General features: G+C 47.1%; 14 protein-coding genes and 1 other annotated feature. Of the genes, 2 read left to right on the top strand and 12 right to left on the bottom strand.

Translation table 11 applies throughout. The features are described from left to right. Positions 1-37: 37 nt before the first annotated feature. The 7 genes from BQ9856_RS08060 to coaBC form a co-directional block, all read right to left on the bottom strand. Positions 38-928, bottom strand: coding sequence for a MetQ/NlpA family ABC transporter substrate-binding protein (locus BQ9856_RS08060; RefSeq protein ID WP_077610567.1), 891 nt, complete (start codon positions 926-928; stop codon positions 38-40). 47 nt (positions 929-975) lie between these two features. After that, positions 976-1,641 (bottom strand): methionine ABC transporter permease, encoded by a 666-nt coding sequence (locus BQ9856_RS08055; RefSeq protein ID WP_077610566.1) that lies wholly within the window; start codon positions 1,639-1,641, stop codon positions 976-978. Then, positions 1,631-2,653, bottom strand: a complete 1,023-nt coding sequence (locus BQ9856_RS08050) for a methionine ABC transporter ATP-binding protein (RefSeq protein ID WP_077610565.1) — start codon at positions 2,651-2,653, stop codon at positions 1,631-1,633. Before BQ9856_RS08050 ends, BQ9856_RS08055 begins: the two co-directional genes overlap by 11 nt. Before the next feature lie 342 nt (positions 2,654-2,995). Next, positions 2,996-4,399: a Sapep family Mn(2+)-dependent dipeptidase gene (locus tag BQ9856_RS08045; RefSeq protein WP_077610564.1), complete on the bottom strand. Its 1,404-nt coding sequence runs from the start codon at positions 4,397-4,399 to the stop codon at positions 2,996-2,998. 23 nt (positions 4,400-4,422) lie between these two features. Next, positions 4,423-4,875, bottom strand: a complete 453-nt coding sequence (locus BQ9856_RS08040; RefSeq protein ID WP_077610563.1) for a GatB/YqeY domain-containing protein — start codon at positions 4,873-4,875, stop codon at positions 4,423-4,425. Between the two features lie 53 nt (positions 4,876-4,928). Beyond that, positions 4,929-6,518 carry a peptide chain release factor 3 gene (locus BQ9856_RS08035; protein ID WP_077610562.1) on the bottom strand — a complete coding sequence of 530 codons (1,590 nt, stop codon included), beginning with the start codon at positions 6,516-6,518 and terminating at the stop codon, positions 4,929-4,931. 69 nt (positions 6,519-6,587) lie between these two features. After that, positions 6,588-7,793 carry a bifunctional phosphopantothenoylcysteine decarboxylase/phosphopantothenate--cysteine ligase CoaBC gene (coaBC, locus tag BQ9856_RS08030; RefSeq protein WP_077610561.1) on the bottom strand — a complete coding sequence of 402 codons (1,206 nt, stop codon included), beginning with the start codon at positions 7,791-7,793 and terminating at the stop codon, positions 6,588-6,590. A gap of 84 nt (positions 7,794-7,877) precedes the next feature. Between coaBC and BQ9856_RS08025 the strand changes: the two genes are divergently transcribed. Both BQ9856_RS08025 and sigG read left to right on the top strand, forming a co-directional pair. Beyond that, the gene (locus tag BQ9856_RS08025) at positions 7,878-8,648 is read left to right on the top strand and encodes a type III pantothenate kinase (RefSeq protein ID WP_077610560.1); all 771 of its coding nucleotides are present in this window, start codon (positions 7,878-7,880) and stop codon (positions 8,646-8,648) included. Positions 8,649-8,757: 109 nt separating this feature from the next. Continuing rightward, on the top strand, positions 8,758-9,534 hold the full coding sequence (sigG, locus tag BQ9856_RS08020) for an RNA polymerase sporulation sigma factor SigG (protein ID WP_077610559.1): 777 nt from the start codon (positions 8,758-8,760) through the stop codon (positions 9,532-9,534). A gap of 155 nt (positions 9,535-9,689) precedes the next feature. Here the strand turns inward: sigG and sigE are convergent, their stop codons facing one another. The 5 genes from sigE to BQ9856_RS07990 all read right to left on the bottom strand — a co-directional run bounded on the left by sigE (position 9,690) and on the right by BQ9856_RS07990 (position 16,662). Next, a complete protein-coding gene (gene sigE / locus BQ9856_RS08015) occupies positions 9,690-10,430 on the bottom strand; it encodes an RNA polymerase sporulation sigma factor SigE (RefSeq protein ID WP_077610558.1) in 741 nt (246 codons plus the stop codon). Between the two features lie 29 nt (positions 10,431-10,459). Next, complete coding sequence (locus BQ9856_RS08010; protein ID WP_077610557.1) at positions 10,460-11,353, bottom strand: sigma-E processing peptidase SpoIIGA; 894 nt, start codon at positions 11,351-11,353, stop codon at positions 10,460-10,462. A 253-nt stretch (positions 11,354-11,606) separates the two neighbouring features. Then, positions 11,607-14,246, bottom strand: coding sequence for a valine--tRNA ligase (locus BQ9856_RS08000; protein WP_077610555.1), 2,640 nt, complete (start codon positions 14,244-14,246; stop codon positions 11,607-11,609). 64 nt (positions 14,247-14,310) lie between these two features. Continuing rightward, positions 14,311-14,536 (bottom strand) — a binding site (T-box leader). A 90-nt stretch (positions 14,537-14,626) separates the two neighbouring features. Next, entirely contained in the window at positions 14,627-15,442 is an 816-nt protein-coding gene (locus BQ9856_RS07995) for a hypothetical protein (protein WP_077610554.1), read from the bottom strand. Then, positions 15,439-16,662, bottom strand: coding sequence for a DUF5716 family protein (locus tag BQ9856_RS07990; protein WP_077610553.1), 1,224 nt, complete (start codon positions 16,660-16,662; stop codon positions 15,439-15,441). The genes BQ9856_RS07995 and BQ9856_RS07990 overlap by 4 nt, the downstream gene beginning before the upstream one ends. Positions 16,663-16,676 lie beyond the last annotated feature (14 nt).

The following is a 16,676-nucleotide window of genomic DNA, read 5'->3' as shown; positions in this document are numbered from 1 at the left end:
AACGGCTTTCCGGCAATCACTGAAAATAAGCCCTTAATCAGAACGAAGGAACTACAGCGCCGTCATAGGTATCTTCGATGAATTTCTTCACCGTGTCACTTGACAGAGCCTGAACCAGAGCCTTTGTTTTCTCGCTGGTCTCTTCCCCGGAGCGTACCGCAACGATATTGCTGTACTTGGTTGCTGCGGCAGACTGTGCATCCTCTACCGCCAGAGCATCGGATACCTTTAAGCCTGCTTCAATAGCATAGTTTCCGTTAATGACCGCAATATCCACGTCGCCTAAGGAACGGGGAAGCTGGGCAGCTTCTACTTCAACAATTTTAAAATTCCTGTCATTCTTTACAATATCATTTTTGGTCGCTTCCAGCTCTACGCCTTCTTTCAATTCGATCAGGCCGTTGTCTGCCAGTAAAAGAAGCGCTCTCGCTTCATTGGAAACGTCATTGGGAACTGCAATCTGTGCCCCGTCGGCAAGCTTGTCAAGAGAATCTGTCTTTCCTGCGTAAATGCCGAATGGTTCATAATGAATGGCTGCCGCACTTACAAGATTGGTTCCTTTTTCTTCATTGAACTGATCCAGATATGGCTTGTGCTGGAAATAGTTCGCATCCAGATCACCAGATTCCAGCGCCAGGTTCGGCTGTACATAATCCGTATATTCTTTGACTACCAGATCATAGCCCTGTTCCTTCAGAATCTCCTTAGCGGCGTTTAAAATTTCCGCATGAGGAGCCGGGGTAGCACCGACAACAATCTTCTCCAATTCGCCTGCTGCTGCCGTTGTTTCCTCCGCTTTTGTCCCCTCGGCCGTCGCAGCCTGTGTTTCCGCTGCTGTTGTCGCAGGTGTTTCTTTGCCTCCTGAGCATGCTGTCAACGCACCTGCCGCAAGCAAAGCTGCCGTAAGTACATAAAGTGATTTTTTCATAATTTTTTCCTCCTTATAATTTTATATGGTAACGCCTTAGGCTGTTACTAGTTGATTCTTTTATCGCTCACTCTGGATAATTTCATGCCGGCTTCCTGAATGATCTGGACAATGATAACAAGGATCGCTACCGTTACAAACATCATCTCCGTCTGATAGCGATAATATCCGTATTTGATCGCAATATCTCCCAGTCCGCCTCCTCCTACAAAGCCCGACATGGCGGAATAAGCCAGTATGGTGGTAACAGAAAGGGCCGCACCTACCAAAAGAGAAGGCTTTGCCTCCGGGAGAAGAACCTTCCATATGATTTGAAAGGTGGAAGCACCCATGGATTTTGCCGCTTCTATCACCCCTGCATCCACTTCCTTAAAGGATGACTCTACGACTCTTGCCACATAGGGTGCGGAAGCAATTACCAGAGGGGGGATCACAGCCTTTGCTCCCAAAGTAGTCCCCACGATTTTCTTCGTAATCGGCATTACCATAATAAGCAAAATGATGAAAGGCACCGAACGAAGCAGGTTAATAATAAGTCCAAGAACCCTTTGGAACCAGGGAACCGGATAGATGCCGTCTTTATCCATGACTATGAGGATAATGCCTAACGGAATTCCGATGAGGTATGCAAAAAAGGATGAGGTAAATGTCATGAACAGGGTTTCCCATATTCCTGTCTTAAGCATTCCCAAGGCCGCTGCATCAAAGGTCATAATCCTTCACCTCCTCATGTGTTATCTTTGCTGTTTTTAAATAATTAAGCACCCGGGTCTGGTCCACTTCATCTTCAGGAAGCTGTATGACCATCTGCCCCATAGCGGTGCCGCTTATGTCTCTTGTCTCCGCATGTATGATATTCACCGGAACCTTACAGGCCAGGATCATGTTGGCAAGCACCGGCTCAAAAGAGGAGCGTCCATCAAAAGAAATCCTCACCCTTCTGGAGTTCCCGAACCGGATAGCCTGTTCTGCCGCATCCCCTAATATAAGCTGGCGGCCAATCCTGGATTTGGGCTCAGAAAATATCTCTGTCACGCTTCCGGCCTCAGCGATATGGCTCTGGTCGATGATCGCTACCCGGTCACAGATAGCTTCAATGACTGCCATCTCATGAGTGATGACTACCACGGTAACGCCCATGGATCTGTTGATTTCCTTAAGAAGTCCAAGAATGGACTTTGTGGTGTTGGGGTCTAAGGCACTTGTAGCCTCATCACAGAGAAGAATCTTGGGATTCGTTGCCAGGGCTCTTGCTATGGCAACTCTCTGCTTCTGTCCTCCCGACAACTGGGATGGATATGCTTTGGCCCGGTCCTTAAGGCCAACCATCTCCAAAAGCTCCATGGCTCTCTTTACCGCTCCCTTCTTTGGAACATTTGCAATTTCCAGAGGGAAGCAGACATTCTGAAGAACGTTCCTCTGGGCCAGTAAGTTAAACTGCTGAAATATCATGCCCATGGATCGTCTGGCCAATCTCTGTTCCCCGGGTCTCATGGAAGAAAGGCTTTTGTTTTCAAAAAGCACATCTCCCGAAGTAGGGATCTCCAAATAATTGATACAACGGACCAAAGTGCTTTTTCCGGCCCCGCTCAAACCGATAATTCCAAATATTTCTCCCTGCTCGATGGACAGGTTAATATCATCTAACGCCTTGATCGGGCCGTTTGCCGTATGGAACTCTTTCCCGAGTCCGACCAGCTGGATAATAGGTTCTGCTGACTGCATATGTCCATTTCCTTTCTTTCAGGTACAAAAAGGCCGCAAGCCCTGCACAGACCTGCGACCTGAAAAACTCCGCATTTCGCTGCCACCAGCGAACTCAATCACAATCCATACAAATGAAGATCCATTATCGGTTATTTACGCGCTCTGATATACGACACATCATCCGACACATGCCGTTCATCCGATTCATATTCATCTGCATGGCTTTCCATTGGTTCATGGCAGCTGCTCCTTCTACTGATTCCTATAGATAAACTAGGAATTACTTATGAGGCGTATTTTACGCTTTGTTCCCGTTTTTGTCAATACTTATTTTATAAATGAAGCTGAAAATCTTTCAATTTAAGAGCAAAGGTCCACGATCACCTGTGCAAATATCTTTGCGCTTACAACCAGTTCCTCAATGACGGCATATTCATCCGCACCGTGCATACGGTTATCGGTCTCCGGCATGGCGGCTCCGAAAGCAACGCCGTTCTTTAATTCGTGAACATAGGTACCGCCGCCCATGGATACGCACGCTCCCTTGCGGCCGGTATAATCCTCATAAGCACGAAGCAGGGTCTTTACAAATTCCGAATTTCCATCCACATGATGAGGCGGTCTCATGGAATCATTGTGTAGGGTGAATCCCTTTTCTGCCATGTTCTTTCTCACAACTTCCAGGACATTCTCTTCCGTTGCGCAAATAGGACACCGGCTGTCAAACGTACCCTCCAGACCGGAATCCGTCACCTTCAATAAGCTGAACGCCAGGGTCAGATCGCCGGAGATCTCATCGCCCATGGCGATTCCCAGAGCCTTTCCGGAGGTATCACCATGAGGAATCAGCTCCAGCAGGCGGCGGATCATGGTCATCTGCTCACACTCTGCCAGAGGAAGTTCTGTCAGGTATACAAGAAGTCCTGTCAGGGCATTATTCCCTTCTCCGGGTATGGAAGCATGGGCACTTTCCCCGATTGCCGTAATGGAGACAGTTCCTTCTCCCCATTCCGGTTCAAAACGGATTCCTGTCTTTTTCTCACATTCCGCCGCAGCCTTAGAAAGAGATTCCTCATCAACGCCGGCAACCACCGCATTGGCCTTACCGGGTACAACATTTACCTTAATGCCTGCATTTATGCTGACCAGCCTTGGAAGCTTGCCGGAGGGAGTCCATTCCGCAGTAAAATGGCCGTTTAAGCCTCCTTTTTCCGTATTCACCACCGGAAATGCCCCGTCAGGGGAAAAGGTCATGGGTGCTTCCTTTTCAATGGCATAATAATGAGCGATATCAGAGCTTCCGCACTCTTCATCGGTTCCCAAAATCAACCGGACATTTTTCTTAAGGGGAATATTCAGCTCTTTTACCGCTCTCATGGCATAAAGAGCTGCAACAGCCGGTCCCTTATCATCGGCTGTACCGCGGCCGAATAATTTATCTCCCTTTACCACAGGCTCAAAAGGCTCCGTTTCCTTCCAGCCTTCCCCGGCCGGAACAACGTCTAAGTGGGCCAGAATATCAAGCTGGTGTTCTTTAACATTTAAATCTGCAGTTCCTACGTAATTATCATAATTGGTAATGGAAAAACCATAGGATTCCGCCATGGACAAAGCTTCATTCAGCGCCTCAAACGCTCCCGGTCCATAGGGCATCCCTTCTCTATAAGGCATCTTCTCGCTGTTGATCCGGCACAGAGTACAGATGTCCTCTATCATTTCCTGCTTATGGGACTCGATATACGCTTCTATCTCTTTCTTATACATAATCCACACCCCTTTTTCTATTTTTATTTCATCATAGCTGCCAGCGTATCATTCACTGCCTTGCCGTCTGCCTTGCCTTTTACCTTCGGCATCAGAACCTTCATGATCCTTCCCTTGTCTGCTGCAGTCGGAGCCTCAATCCCCAGTTCCGCAAGAACAGAAAGGATAACTTCCTTAATCTGCTCCACGCCCATATCCTCCGGAGCAAATTCCTTATATACCGCAATGCGCAGTGCTGCTTCTCCCCGGATATCCTCCCGGTCTGCAGGTGCCAGATCATAAGTCTCCTGGGTCTGTTTGATTTCCTTTTTTACGACCGCATTGGCCTCATCCTCCGTAATCGGGGTATGGTCCTTTTTATCAATTTCAAAGTTCTTAAGTGCTGCAAGAAGCATGGATAAGGCATCTTTCCTCTGCTTGTCTTTTGCCTTCATGGCCTCTACCATCGCCGCTCTTACTTCATCAATCCTGCTCATTGTCTGCTGCCTCCTTATATTTTTCTATTTCACCGTTTCCGGCTCCCTGACGCCTAATTGTGGCCGAACTCAGAAAGCTTCAGTCCCGGATTACGTTCCAATACCATGCCAACGCTCCAGCTGTTGACAAATAAAAGAAGTGGGTTGTCCTTTAAATCTTTGATGCGCTTCATATCGGATGTTCCCTGAATCTTTGTCACATCAATTTCATCTTTATTCTCGATCCAGCGGATATATTCATATGGAAGCTTTTCAAGCTTTACCTCTACATTGTACTCATTTTCCAGACGGTAGGTCAATACCTCAAACTGCAGTTCTCCGACGACTCCGACAATGATTTCTTCCATTCCGGTATTAAATTCCTGGAAAATCTGAATGGCACCTTCCTGGGCAATCTGGTTTACACCTTTGATGAACTGCTTCCTCTTCATCGTATCCATCTGGCGTACTCTTGCGAAATGCTCCGGTGCAAAGGTTGGGATTCCCTCAAATTCGAACTTCTCATTGGATTTGCAGAGCGTATCTCCTATTGAGAAAATACCCGGATCAAACACTCCGATGATATCACCTGCATAAGCCTCCTCCACGATCTTTCTATCCTGGGCCATAAGCTGCTGAGGCTGGGATAGACGAAGCTTTTTACTGCCCTGTACATGGTTCACTTCCATGCCTGCGTCAAATTTACCGGAGACGATCCGCATAAATGCAATGCGGTCCCGGTGGGCCTTATTCATATTGGCCTGAATCTTAAATACAAAAGCGGAAAAACCCTCATCAAAGGGATCAACAACTCCTGTTGTCGTCAGCCTTGGAAGCGGGGATGTTGTCATCTGAAGAAAATGCTGTAAAAATGTCTCGACTCCGAAGTTGGTCAGCGCGGAACCAAAAAATACAGGAGAAAGATCGCCTTTGCTGACCCGTTCCATATCCAGCTCGTCACTGGCGCCGTCAAGCAGTTCGATATCTTCCATAAGCTGACGGTGGTAATCCTCTCCGATCATCCCATCCACCTGGGAATCTCCCAGCCGGACTTCTGTGGATTCCACTTCCTTCTGTCCGTTCATAGCCGCCCGGAATGTGGTTATGGTTTCCTTGAAACGGTCATAAACCCCTTTGAATTCCCTTCCGCAGCCTATGGGCCAGTTGACCGGACAGGTCCGGATCCCAAGGACGTCCTCGATTTCACCCATCAGCTCAAATGGATCTCTCGCTTCACGGTCCATCTTATTAACAAAGGTAAAGATCGGAATATGGCGCATCACGCAGACCTTAAACAGCTTGATGGTCTGGGCCTCCACACCTTTTGAGCCGTCAATGACCATGACTGCCGAATCGGCCGCCATCAGGGTCCGGTAGGTATCCTCCGAGAAATCCTGATGTCCGGGCGTGTCCAGAATGTTGATGCAGAATCCGTCATAGTTAAACTGCAAAACAGAGGAGGTGACGGAAATTCCTCTCTCCTTCTCGATCTCCATCCAGTCAGAAACGGCATGCCTGGCAGTCTTTCTGCCTTTTACGGAGCCCGCTAAGTTGATTGCGCCTCCATAAAGAAGAAACTTCTCTGTTAACGTCGTCTTTCCGGCATCCGGATGGGAAATAATGGCAAATGTTCTTCTCTTTTTAATTTCTTCCGCTATATTCACAAAAATAGTTCCTCCAATTTTACGTCTCAACTTGTCTATTGTAGTATGATTCCTACCATAAGTCAAGATTCACTCTGCCGGATCATTCTGAAGGGAAAAGATTTCATTCAGAAGACGGTCCGCCACTTCTTCCTTGCTCATCTTATCCAACGGCAGTTCCTTTTCCCTGGTTATGATGGTCACCACATTGGTATCCGTTCCAAACCCGGCTCCGGCTACTTTTAAATTATTGGCCACGATCATGTCAATATTCTTTTTTTCAAGCTTGGCCCTTGAGTTTTCCAGCATGTTCTGGGTTTCCATGGAAAAACCGCAGAGAAATTGTCCCTCTCTCCTATGTTCTCCCAGCCATTTTAAGATATCGTCCGTCCGTTCCAGTTCTATAACCATATCTCCGTCTTTTTTCTTTGTTTTTTCCGTTCCCACATGCTTTGGCCTGTAATCCGCCACAGCCGCTGCCTTGATGATGGCATCCTGATTTTCCGATACCGCTGTGACCGCGTCAAACATCTCCCTGGCGCTGTCAACCTCTATGAGCCGCACAAACCTGGGCTTTGGGGTATCGGTCCTGCCGGTCACAAGTGTCACATCAGCTCCCCTTAAGGATGCTGCTTTGGCTACCGCATAGCCCATTTTTCCAGTGGAATAATTGGTGATAAACCGTACCGGATCTATGGCTTCTCTGGTAGGCCCGGCCGTAACCAGGACCTTTTTCCCAATTAAGTCCTTTTCATAGCCTGCTTCTTTTTCAATGTAATCAAATAAGACCTCCGGTTCCGGCATCTTACCGGCTCCGGTATCTCCGCAGGCAAGATACCCCACGGCCGGCTTTATCACTTCCATTCCATAGGATTCACAGATCTTTAAATTATCCTGTACGATGGGGTTTTCATACATGTTGGTATTCATGGCCGGAGCTATGATCTTTTTGCATCTGCAGGCCAGAACCGTGGTGGTCAGCATGTCATCCGCCAGACCGTGAGCCAGCTTTGCAACCACATTGGCGCTTGCCGGTGCGATCATCACAACATCCGCCAGCTTTGCTAGTGACACATGTTCCACGTTAAACTGGAAATTCCGGTCAAAGGTATCGACCAGGCATTTGGTGCCCGTTAATGACTCAAAGGTAATGGGATTGATAAAATTTGTGGCATTCTGCGTCATCAGGACATGTACCTTACAGCCCTTTTTCACCAGCATGCTGGCAAGTCCGGCTATTTTATAGGCCGCGATGCTTCCTGTTACTCCTAAAACGATATTTTTTCCTTTCAGCATAAGCGCCTCCCGTTGTTTTTTGACTTAAAATATGATACTCTACAGTATAGCATAAGAAAAAAAAGTTGGAAAGGAGTTCCCTCTATGATTTTAGCCATTGATTTGGGAAACAGCAATATTGTCATAGGAGGCATCGATCATACCAGAACGTATTTTGTAGAGCGCGTAACCACCAATCACGGAAAAACAGAATTGGAATATGCGGTTAATATAAAAGATATTATGGAAATCCACAGCCTGCCCATCTCTTCCATCGAAGGAGCAATCGTATCTTCCGTCGTTCCTCCTCTCACCGATGTGATTCTCTCTGCTGTTAAAAAAATAATAGGAAAGGTTCCCATGCTGGTCGGTTCTGGGATGAAAACCGGACTGAACATCAAAATGGATAACCCAAAGACCGTTGGCAGCGATTTGATTGTAGATGCAGTCGCTGCCTTAAAGGATTATCCGGCCCCTATTATCGTCATTGATATGGGAACCGCCACCACCATGTCCGTCATTGACCGTGCAGGGAACTACACCGGAGGCATTATTTTTCCGGGCTTAAGAGTATCCCTGGATTCCTTAAGCAGCCGGGCCGCGCAGCTGCCCTATATCGGTTTGAACAAGCCGACGAAAATAATCGGGAAAAATACCATTGACTGCATGAGAAACGGAATCCTTTACGGCAACGCCGCCATGATAGACGGTGTCATCGACCGCATCGAAAAAGAACTGGGAAGTTCTGCAAGCCTGGTGGCAACCGGAGGACTGGCTTCTTCTGTCATTTCGCTTTGCCGTCACACAATTCATTATGACGATGCACTGTTGTTAAAGGGATTGCTGATATTGTATGAAAAAAATAGACAAGATTAAAAACGCCCCAAAAACTGGAAATAAAATTTGATTCAGCCATCGTATAAAAGCCCTCGATTGAGTACATCATTTCCTTATGAGCAATAAAAAATGATGCGGAGGGAAAGATATGTCTGGATACAAAGTAGAGATTTGTGGCGTCAATACTTCCAAACTGCCTCTTCTGAGCAATGAGGAGAAGGAAGTCCTGTTCAAACGGATTCTTGACGGGGATAAGAAAGCCAGAGAAGATTACATCAAGGGAAACTTAAGACTGGTTCTCAGTGTCATACAGCGTTTTTCCGGCAGCAACGAAAACGTGGACGACTTATTTCAGATTGGCTGCATCGGTTTAATCAAAGCCATTGACAATTTTGATATTACGCAGAATGTCCGGTTCTCCACCTATGCGGTGCCCATGATCCTGGGTGAAGTACGGCGCTATCTTCGGGATAACAATTCCATCCGCGTCAGCCGTTCCCTGCGTGATACCGCTTATAAGGCCATTTATGCCAAAGAAAACTTAATGAAAAAAAATTTAAAAGAACCAACCCTTATGGAAATTGCGGAGGAAATCGGGGTCAGCAAGGAAGACATCACCTATGCCCTGGATGCCATACAAAGTCCGGTCAGCCTTTATGAACCGGTTTATTCCGATGGAGGTGATCCTCTTTTTGTCATGGACCAGATCAGCGACAAAAAAAACCTGGAGGAAAACTGGGTGGAGGATATCTCCTTAAACGAGGCAATGAGACGTCTTCCGGAGCGGGAGCGTCATATTATTGATATGCGCTTTTTTGAAGGGAAAACCCAGACCGAGGTGGCGGAAGAAATCCATATCAGTCAGGCACAGGTAAGCCGCCTGGAAAAAAATGCGTTAAAGACCATGAAGAATTACCTTTCTTAGGCATTATTTTCTTAATGAAGGCAAGCGAAAAGCGCCGCCTGAATTTAGAAAATAAGCCGTTCGATGAGCCATCCGGCGAATCGAACTTCCTTATAAGAGCATAAGCCCACCTTTCCAGACAAAAAGGCAGGCTTATCTTACATACCATCAGACCCTTATTCAAACCGTACGATTTCTTTCTTAAGCCTCTTCATAATCTTCTTTTCCAACCTGGATATATAGGACTGGGATATCCCCAGTAAGTCCGCTACTTCCTTCTGGGTCATTTCTTCCCCTTCCTCATCCGTAAGCCCAAACCGAAGCTCCACGATCTTCCGCTCTCTCGGACTTAAACGGCTGATGGCGGTATTGAGCAGATTCCGTTCCACCTCGGTTTCCAAGTCCTTGTAAATGACATCTTCATCCGTTCCAAGAATATCTGATAAAAGGAGCTCATTGCCATCCCAATCCACATTCAAAGGCTCATCAATGGAAACCTCCATCTTTGTTTTATTATTCCGGCGCAGGTACATGAGTATTTCGTTTTCAATGCAGCGGGATGCATAGGTGGCCAGCTTGATATTTTTCTTCGGATTAAAGGTATTGATGGCTTTAATAAGTCCGATGGTCCCTATGGAGATCAAATCCTCAACACCCACACTGGTATTATCGAACTTTTTCGCTATGTAGACCACAAGACGCAGATTGTGCTCGATTAACTCTGATTTTGCCTTTTGATCCTCATCTCCGCCCAGGAGAGCAATGATCTGCGCCTCCTTCTCATTGTCTAAAGGCGGAGGCAGGATATCCGCTCCCCCGATGTAATGGATTTCCCCCTGAGACGGCATCATCAGCGTTTTGAATGTTGGAATTGCCTTAAACTGAAAACGGTTTGGTACTGAAACTTTTATAATCATGTCGATACTCTCTCCTTTACATCAATCATTCACTCTTCATGCAGCAGCATCTGGTATTCTCCGTTTTTGGATAATGCCTTTTTGCAGACAGCTACCAGAGGCTTTTCAATTACTTTCACATCTTCCCCTTGACGTACCTCCATCTCGTCTAAAAAGATTCCGGGCATCATGCCGTCACTTTTCCCAACACTGCCAAAGGGAATGTAGACGACCGCTGTCACACTTTCGCAGAGCTCCCGGACAGCCTCATAGGTCACAACATGGACGGGACGGCGGCTTACCGGTTCATACAGCCGGTTCCCCGTATCAAGCAGAGCCGTCACCTTTTTTTCCTTTCCCCTGTAGTGCATGGTGACCTCATAAAAATTGCTCTTTCCCTTTAATATGCCGGGAATCCGCCACAGAATATAGCGGATTCCGAAGTAAGTGCCCGCTGCAAGAAAAATCAACCGGTAAAAGGGTATGGCTTCCTGACCATTTCCCTTAAGAATCTGTTCTATATAATAACCGGCCTTCGTATGTTGATATAGGGCATCCATTATCCCGGCCACCACCACTGCAGCCAGATAAAGAGCCCCTACTGCTTTCCCTATTTCCTTTGGTCTTTTTACGTCGAAGGCCGTCATTACCATCAGGGTGCTCACCGCCAGATAGGTAATTACCATCTCAAGCCACAAGGGCAAAAATGGAAAGGCGGCAGCAAACACGGCCCACGCCGCCCCCATCATAGCCCCTAAAATCATTCTCCATCTTATAAGACGGTACTTCATCCCCCGCCTTACGATGGATAATACCAGGAAATCCATGGTAAAATTAACTAAGAACAACACGTCTATGTACAGGTTTATTTCCGTTGCTGCTTTCACCTCCCGCCCTGTACGAACATTATAGCCAGTAAGTCTTTCAGAATTTGTCAAAACCATGGGGATGATTCCAATTTTTCATCGTCTTTTTCCATCCGGCTGTGGCATTTACCGACACATTCTTACAGACCGTATGTTCCCCTTTTGTCCACATCCTCTCTCTTCCTGACAAATGGACAAAAGAAAGAAAGTTTCCTGACACCTTCCTGTAACAGGCGCAGCCACAATAAAAAACAGCCGGCCATGGCATATTCTGCCATGTTCGACTGTTTTTCACATTCCATTTTATTTTGTCGATTTTTCATGATGGCTTTTAAGAAAGCTGGGAAAGCCTCTCCTTCACCTGATCCATCATCTGAGCATATTTCTCAAGCTTTGCCTTTTCCTCTTGGATTTTGGCCGCCGGAGCCTTGTTTACGAACTTTTCATTGCTTAACATGCCGTTAACGCGAGCCAGCTCCTTACTTAAACGTTCTTCTTCTTTCCTAAGCCGTTCAACTTCTTTTTCAATATCCACCAGTTCCGCAAACGGCATATAGATAACCGCCTGAGGAATCACCGCTGATACCGCATCGTCTGCTATGCCGCTCTTATCCTTTTGTAAATATACTTCGCCGGCATAACCCAGAGTGGCAAAGAATACCTTGCTGTGTTCGAAGATATCAAGAATCTCCTGATTCTCAGAAACAACATAAACCTTTGCCTTCCTGCTCGGCGGAACGTTCATGGAAGTACGTACGTTCCGGATCCCTCTTACAGCTTCCTTGATGGTCTCAACCGCATGCTCCTCGGTTTCGAAATTCCATGCCTCCCGGTACTCCGGCCAGCTGGAAATCATAATGGACTCCTCTTCTTCCTGAAGATTGCAGAAAATTTCCTCAGTGAGGAACGGCATGTAAGGATGGAGAAGCTTTAAAGAGCTGATCAGCACGGTTTTCAGCGTCCAGACGGCCGCTGCCTTGGTCGTATCCTGATCATCCCACAACCTTGGCTTCACCATTTCAATATACCAGTCACAGAATTCCTCCCAGATAAAGTCATAAACCTTCTGAAGGGCAATTCCCAGTTCATATTTATCCAGATTCTCCGTAACATCCTTTGCAAGGGTGTTCACCTTGGACAGAATCCATTTGTCCGCAATGGTAAGTTCTGAAAGCTCTGCCTTTGCTTCGGGCGCCTTCTCTATATTCATCATAATGAAGCGGGAAGCGTTCCATACTTTATTGGCAAAGTTTCTGCTGGCTTCCACGCGCTCCCAGTAAAAACGCATATCATTGCCAGGTGCGTTTCCGGTGATCAGGGTCATGCGCAGGGCATCGGCTCCGTATTTATCAATGACCTCCAGGGGATCAATGCCGTTACCTAAGGATTTGCTCATTTTACGTCCTTCGGAATCCCGGACCAGCCCATGAATCAGCACCGTATGGAATGGAAGCTCACCCGTCTGCTCGATTCCGGAAAACACCATACGGATCACCCAGAAGAAAATAATATCATAGCCTGTAACAAGTACATCGGTTGGGTAAAAGTATTTTAAATCCTCCGTTTCCTTTGGCCAGCCGAGCGTGGAGAAAGGCCAGAGGGCAGAGGAAAACCAGGTGTCAAGCGTATCTTCATCCTGAACAAAACAGGTTCCTCCGCATTTGGGACATACGGCCGGAGCCTCTTTCGCCACTATGATCTCCCCGCACCGGTCACAGTAGTAAGCCGGAATGCGGTGTCCCCACCATAACTGCCTGGAAACACACCAGTCGCGGATATTCTCCAGCCAATGAAGGTAAATTTTATCAAATCTCTCCGGAACGAATTTAAGCTTCCCTGTCTTTAACGCCTCAACCGCCGGCTTTGCCATCTCTTCCATCCTGACAAACCACTGCTGCTTTACCATGGGTTCTACCGTTGTTTTACAGCGGTCATGGGTCCCTACTGCATGGGTATGGGGAACCACCTTCACCAGAAGGCCCAGCTCCTCAAGATCCTTCACCATGGCCTTTCTGGCCTCATAACGCTCCATGCCATGGTATTTGCTGCCGGGAAGGTTGATGGTCGCATCGTCATTCATGATGTTGATTTCAGGCAGATCATGCCTCTTTCCTACCTCAAAGTCGTTGGGGTCGTGGGCCGGTGTGATCTTCACACAGCCGGTACCGAACTCTTTGTCCACATAGGAATCCGCCACAACCGGTATCTCACGGTCCGTAAGCGGAAGCTTTAACATCTTGCCGATCAGGCCCTGATATCGCTCATCTTCCGGATTGACTGCCACCGCTGTATCCCCAAGGAGAGTTTCCGGTCTGGTCGTGGCAATCTCCACAAACCTGCCTTCTTCTCCTGCAATGGGATAATTGATATGCCAGAAGAAGCCGTTCTGGTCCTCATGCTCTACTTCTGCATCGGAAATGGAAGTCTGGCATACCGGACACCAGTTTATTATACGGGAACCCTTGTAAATATAACCTTTTTCATAGAGCCGGATAAAAACTTCCTGTACAGCCGCGGAACAGCCCTCATCCATGGTAAAGCGCTCTCTGTCCCAGTCGGCAGATGACCCCATCTTATGAAGCTGATTGATGATCCGTCCGCCATACTCTTTTCTCCAGTCCCAGCATTTCTCCAGGAATCCTTCCCTGCCTAAATCCGCCTTGTCGATCCCCTGCTTTTTAAGGCTTTCAATGACCTTAACTTCCGTCGCAATGGCCGCATGGTCTGTTCCCGGCTGCCACAGAGCCTCATAGCCCTGCATCCTCTTATAGCGGATCAAAATATCCTGCATGGTGTTATCCAAAGCATGGCCCATGTGAAGCTGTCCTGTAATATTGGGCGGCGGCATTACAATGGTAAAAGGCTTTTTATCCCTGTTCGGTTCTGCATGGAAATACTTCTTATCCAGCCATTTCTGGTAAAGCTTGTCTTCAATCCCTGCCGGGTTATAGGTTTTTTCTAACTCTTTCATAATCTTCTCCTTTTGCATTCTGTTTGTTGCATAAAAAAAGAAAAGCCCTCTGCATCCCTGGGATGCAAAGGGCGAATCAACGCGGTACCACCTTTTTTCATATGGCAGTTCCTGCCATATATCTCTCAGCCTTTAACGCAGCCGCGCGTGAAAGCTTACTGTATATCCGTCATTTCAGCCTTCCGGTTCCGAAGCTACCTTCCGCACATACTTCCTTAACCGCCTTTCAGCCGGTGGACGGTTTTCTCTTTCAGGGTTGTGAGCGTACTCCTCTTCTTCTCTACCTTTTCCTTATTCCCGCCCATGCTCTTTGGGCATAGAGGTATACCCGCAGGGTGTTTTCTTATACTTTGTAATGATAGTGTTTTTTTATCAATTTGTCAAGACATAATATTCCGGTACTCCTGTTTCCACTTCTGAACAAGCTCTCCGGCTCCATGGATGCGCTTGATCGGGTCCTTTTGAAACAGGTTTTCGAGCTCTTTGAGGCTGTCCGCTCCGACCGCCAGCTCCTCTGCTTTTTCCCTTTCGCTTTTGCATTCCTGTTTTAACTCCTCTGTGATTAAGGACTGAAACCGTTCGTTTACCACCATAGCCGGATTCCACTGGGCAAGATGGCATATTCTTTTTAAAACTTCCCCGTTTTTCACCAGATCAAAGGATTTCTGATATGCCTGATAAGCTTTATCGGTCATAAACAATCTGGCGTAAGAGGCACCAAGATTGTTATAAATTTTAGCAAGAAAGACATCATCCCCGCGATCTGCCTTTGGAAGATCAATGATCCTCTGATATTCCGCCACAGCCTTTCCGTACTGTTTTATGGAAAAGAGGTAATCCGCTTTTGCCTTTAAAAATTCAGCTGCAGGCATTTTCCTGTAAGAAATTAACTTCTGCCGGAACCGGCTGACTTCTGCAGCATGATAGTAATCGCATTCATGAAGAATGATGGCCAGGAGTTCATCCGGCTCCTCACCGCTCTGCTGCCATTTATCCAGCTTGGAAGCAAGAAAAGCCATATCCAGATCGTCACGGATAAATTCAATCAGATTCTGATCCACAAATCCATCCATGACCAGAAGCGGATTGTTATAAATCACATAGCAAAGCTCCTGGGAAGAATACAGGCGTACCCCCAGGCCTTCAAAATAAAAGGGATGATGAACCGGCTCCGGCCGGCAAAGAATCAGACTCATAACATGACCTCTTGTCTTACCACAGCATCCGTGGCCGGGAACAATTCTCCAAAGCCTTTGTCCTTAAGTACCACTGCCATGGTTTTTTCATCCAAAAATCCAACGCTGATTCCCACACGGGTGGTTTTTTCCGGCCGGTCAGGAAATCCCTCCAGGGTGATCTTTACCAGCCGTTTCTGCTTTGGATCCATGGGAGTTACCATAAATTCCACATAATCCTGATTATCAACGATCAGATCCACGCTGCTCCTGGATTCATACCAGTTGTCTCCGGCAGCGGCCACCACCAGCTGGCTCTCCCGTTCTTTATGTATCACCTGCATGGAAATGGTGGAATGAAGCCTTCCTTCGCAGATGCAGGTGAAGGGATAGGATGTCTTTTCCTGAAGGTAATCCATCCCCTTAAAGGCAGCACCTCTGGCAAACAGCTCCGGCTCCATATAGACCTTCCGGCGGGAACAGAGCACCTTCATGGAATCAGCCGCCCAGTCATGCCGTTCAAAGCCTTTTCCGGTGAGGAATACAGAGGAAAACAATTTCTTCTGCAGAAGCCGGTCCGCACAGGAACTTAAGATTTTATCCGCCAGCCTGCCTCCGGATGGCGTATCCAGTATATCCAGGTTAAAGCTCTCCTCTAAGTCCTCATCCTCTGCAACCACGACCATCTTTCTTAAGCCTCTCTGCACCTTGAGTTCATGATAATGAAAGGAGTCCTCGGACAGATCGAATACACATACCTGATTGCTCCAGACTTCTGTCTTCTGACTGAGAACGTAATATACAAAGCTCTCCGTATGACTGACGATGTGAACACGTTCTCTGCGAATCCCCAGATAATCCGCGCAGTACATGAGCGCATCCATCAGCCTTCCATCCACCCTCTGTAAGGTGATCACCAGCTGCTTCACCTCTTCGCAGAAAAACTCTTCCATTGGAAATTTTAATATTTTCTTTAAGAACATTTTTAAAAGTTCAAGGCCTTCGTATTTGGTTCCGCTTAAGGTCGCAGTTCCTTCTTTCCTAACCATTTTTATCAGCTTGTCCACAATGATTCCCTCACCCACAAGGGTATAGGCATAAGCCTCTTCCCCTACATACCAGGCATCTTCATCCTTTTTCCTGCAGATGACCGTAGGAATGCACCATGTTTTTTCCCTGTCATGGCAGCAAATGCGGGTATAGGCATCACATAAATCAAGCCCTATTATCAGTCCGTCCATCGACAGCCCCCTTA

The sequence above is a fragment of the Clostridium sp. Marseille-P2415 genome (genome assembly GCF_900155545.1).
In the GTDB taxonomy this organism is placed as follows: Bacteria; Bacillota; Clostridia; order Lachnospirales; family Lachnospiraceae; genus Lacrimispora.
Note: the sequence above shows the minus strand (reverse complement) of the source record. Positions and strands in the feature narration are given on the sequence as shown.

Bases quoted from the DNA above. Each gene is read 5' to 3' on its own strand.
- BQ9856_RS08060 (WP_077610567.1), bottom strand. From the start codon at position 928: ATGAAAAAATCACTTTATGTACTTACGGCAGCTTTGCTTGCGGCAGGT.
- BQ9856_RS08055 (WP_077610566.1), bottom strand. From the start codon at position 1,641: ATGACCTTTGATGCAGCGGCCTTGGGAATGCTTAAGACAGGAATATGG.
- BQ9856_RS08050 (WP_077610565.1), bottom strand. From the start codon at position 2,653: ATGCAGTCAGCAGAACCTATTATCCAGCTGGTCGGACTCGGGAAAGAG.
- BQ9856_RS08045 (WP_077610564.1), bottom strand. From the start codon at position 4,399: ATGTATAAGAAAGAGATAGAAGCGTATATCGAGTCCCATAAGCAGGAA.
- BQ9856_RS08040 (WP_077610563.1), bottom strand. From the start codon at position 4,875: ATGAGCAGGATTGATGAAGTAAGAGCGGCGATGGTAGAGGCCATGAAG.
- coaBC (WP_077610561.1), bottom strand. From the start codon at position 7,793: ATGCTGAAAGGAAAAAATATCGTTTTAGGAGTAACAGGAAGCATCGCG.
- BQ9856_RS08025 (WP_077610560.1), top strand. From the start codon at position 7,878: ATGATTTTAGCCATTGATTTGGGAAACAGCAATATTGTCATAGGAGGC.
- sigG (WP_077610559.1), top strand. From the start codon at position 8,758: ATGTCTGGATACAAAGTAGAGATTTGTGGCGTCAATACTTCCAAACTG.
- sigE (WP_077610558.1), bottom strand. From the start codon at position 10,430: ATGATTATAAAAGTTTCAGTACCAAACCGTTTTCAGTTTAAGGCAATT.
- BQ9856_RS08010 (WP_077610557.1), bottom strand. From the start codon at position 11,353: ATGGTTTTGACAAATTCTGAAAGACTTACTGGCTATAATGTTCGTACA.
- BQ9856_RS08000 (WP_077610555.1), bottom strand. From the start codon at position 14,246: ATGAAAGAGTTAGAAAAAACCTATAACCCGGCAGGGATTGAAGACAAG.
- BQ9856_RS07995 (WP_077610554.1), bottom strand. From the start codon at position 15,442: ATGAGTCTGATTCTTTGCCGGCCGGAGCCGGTTCATCATCCCTTTTAT.
- BQ9856_RS07990 (WP_077610553.1), bottom strand. From the start codon at position 16,662: ATGGACGGACTGATAATAGGGCTTGATTTATGTGATGCCTATACCCGC.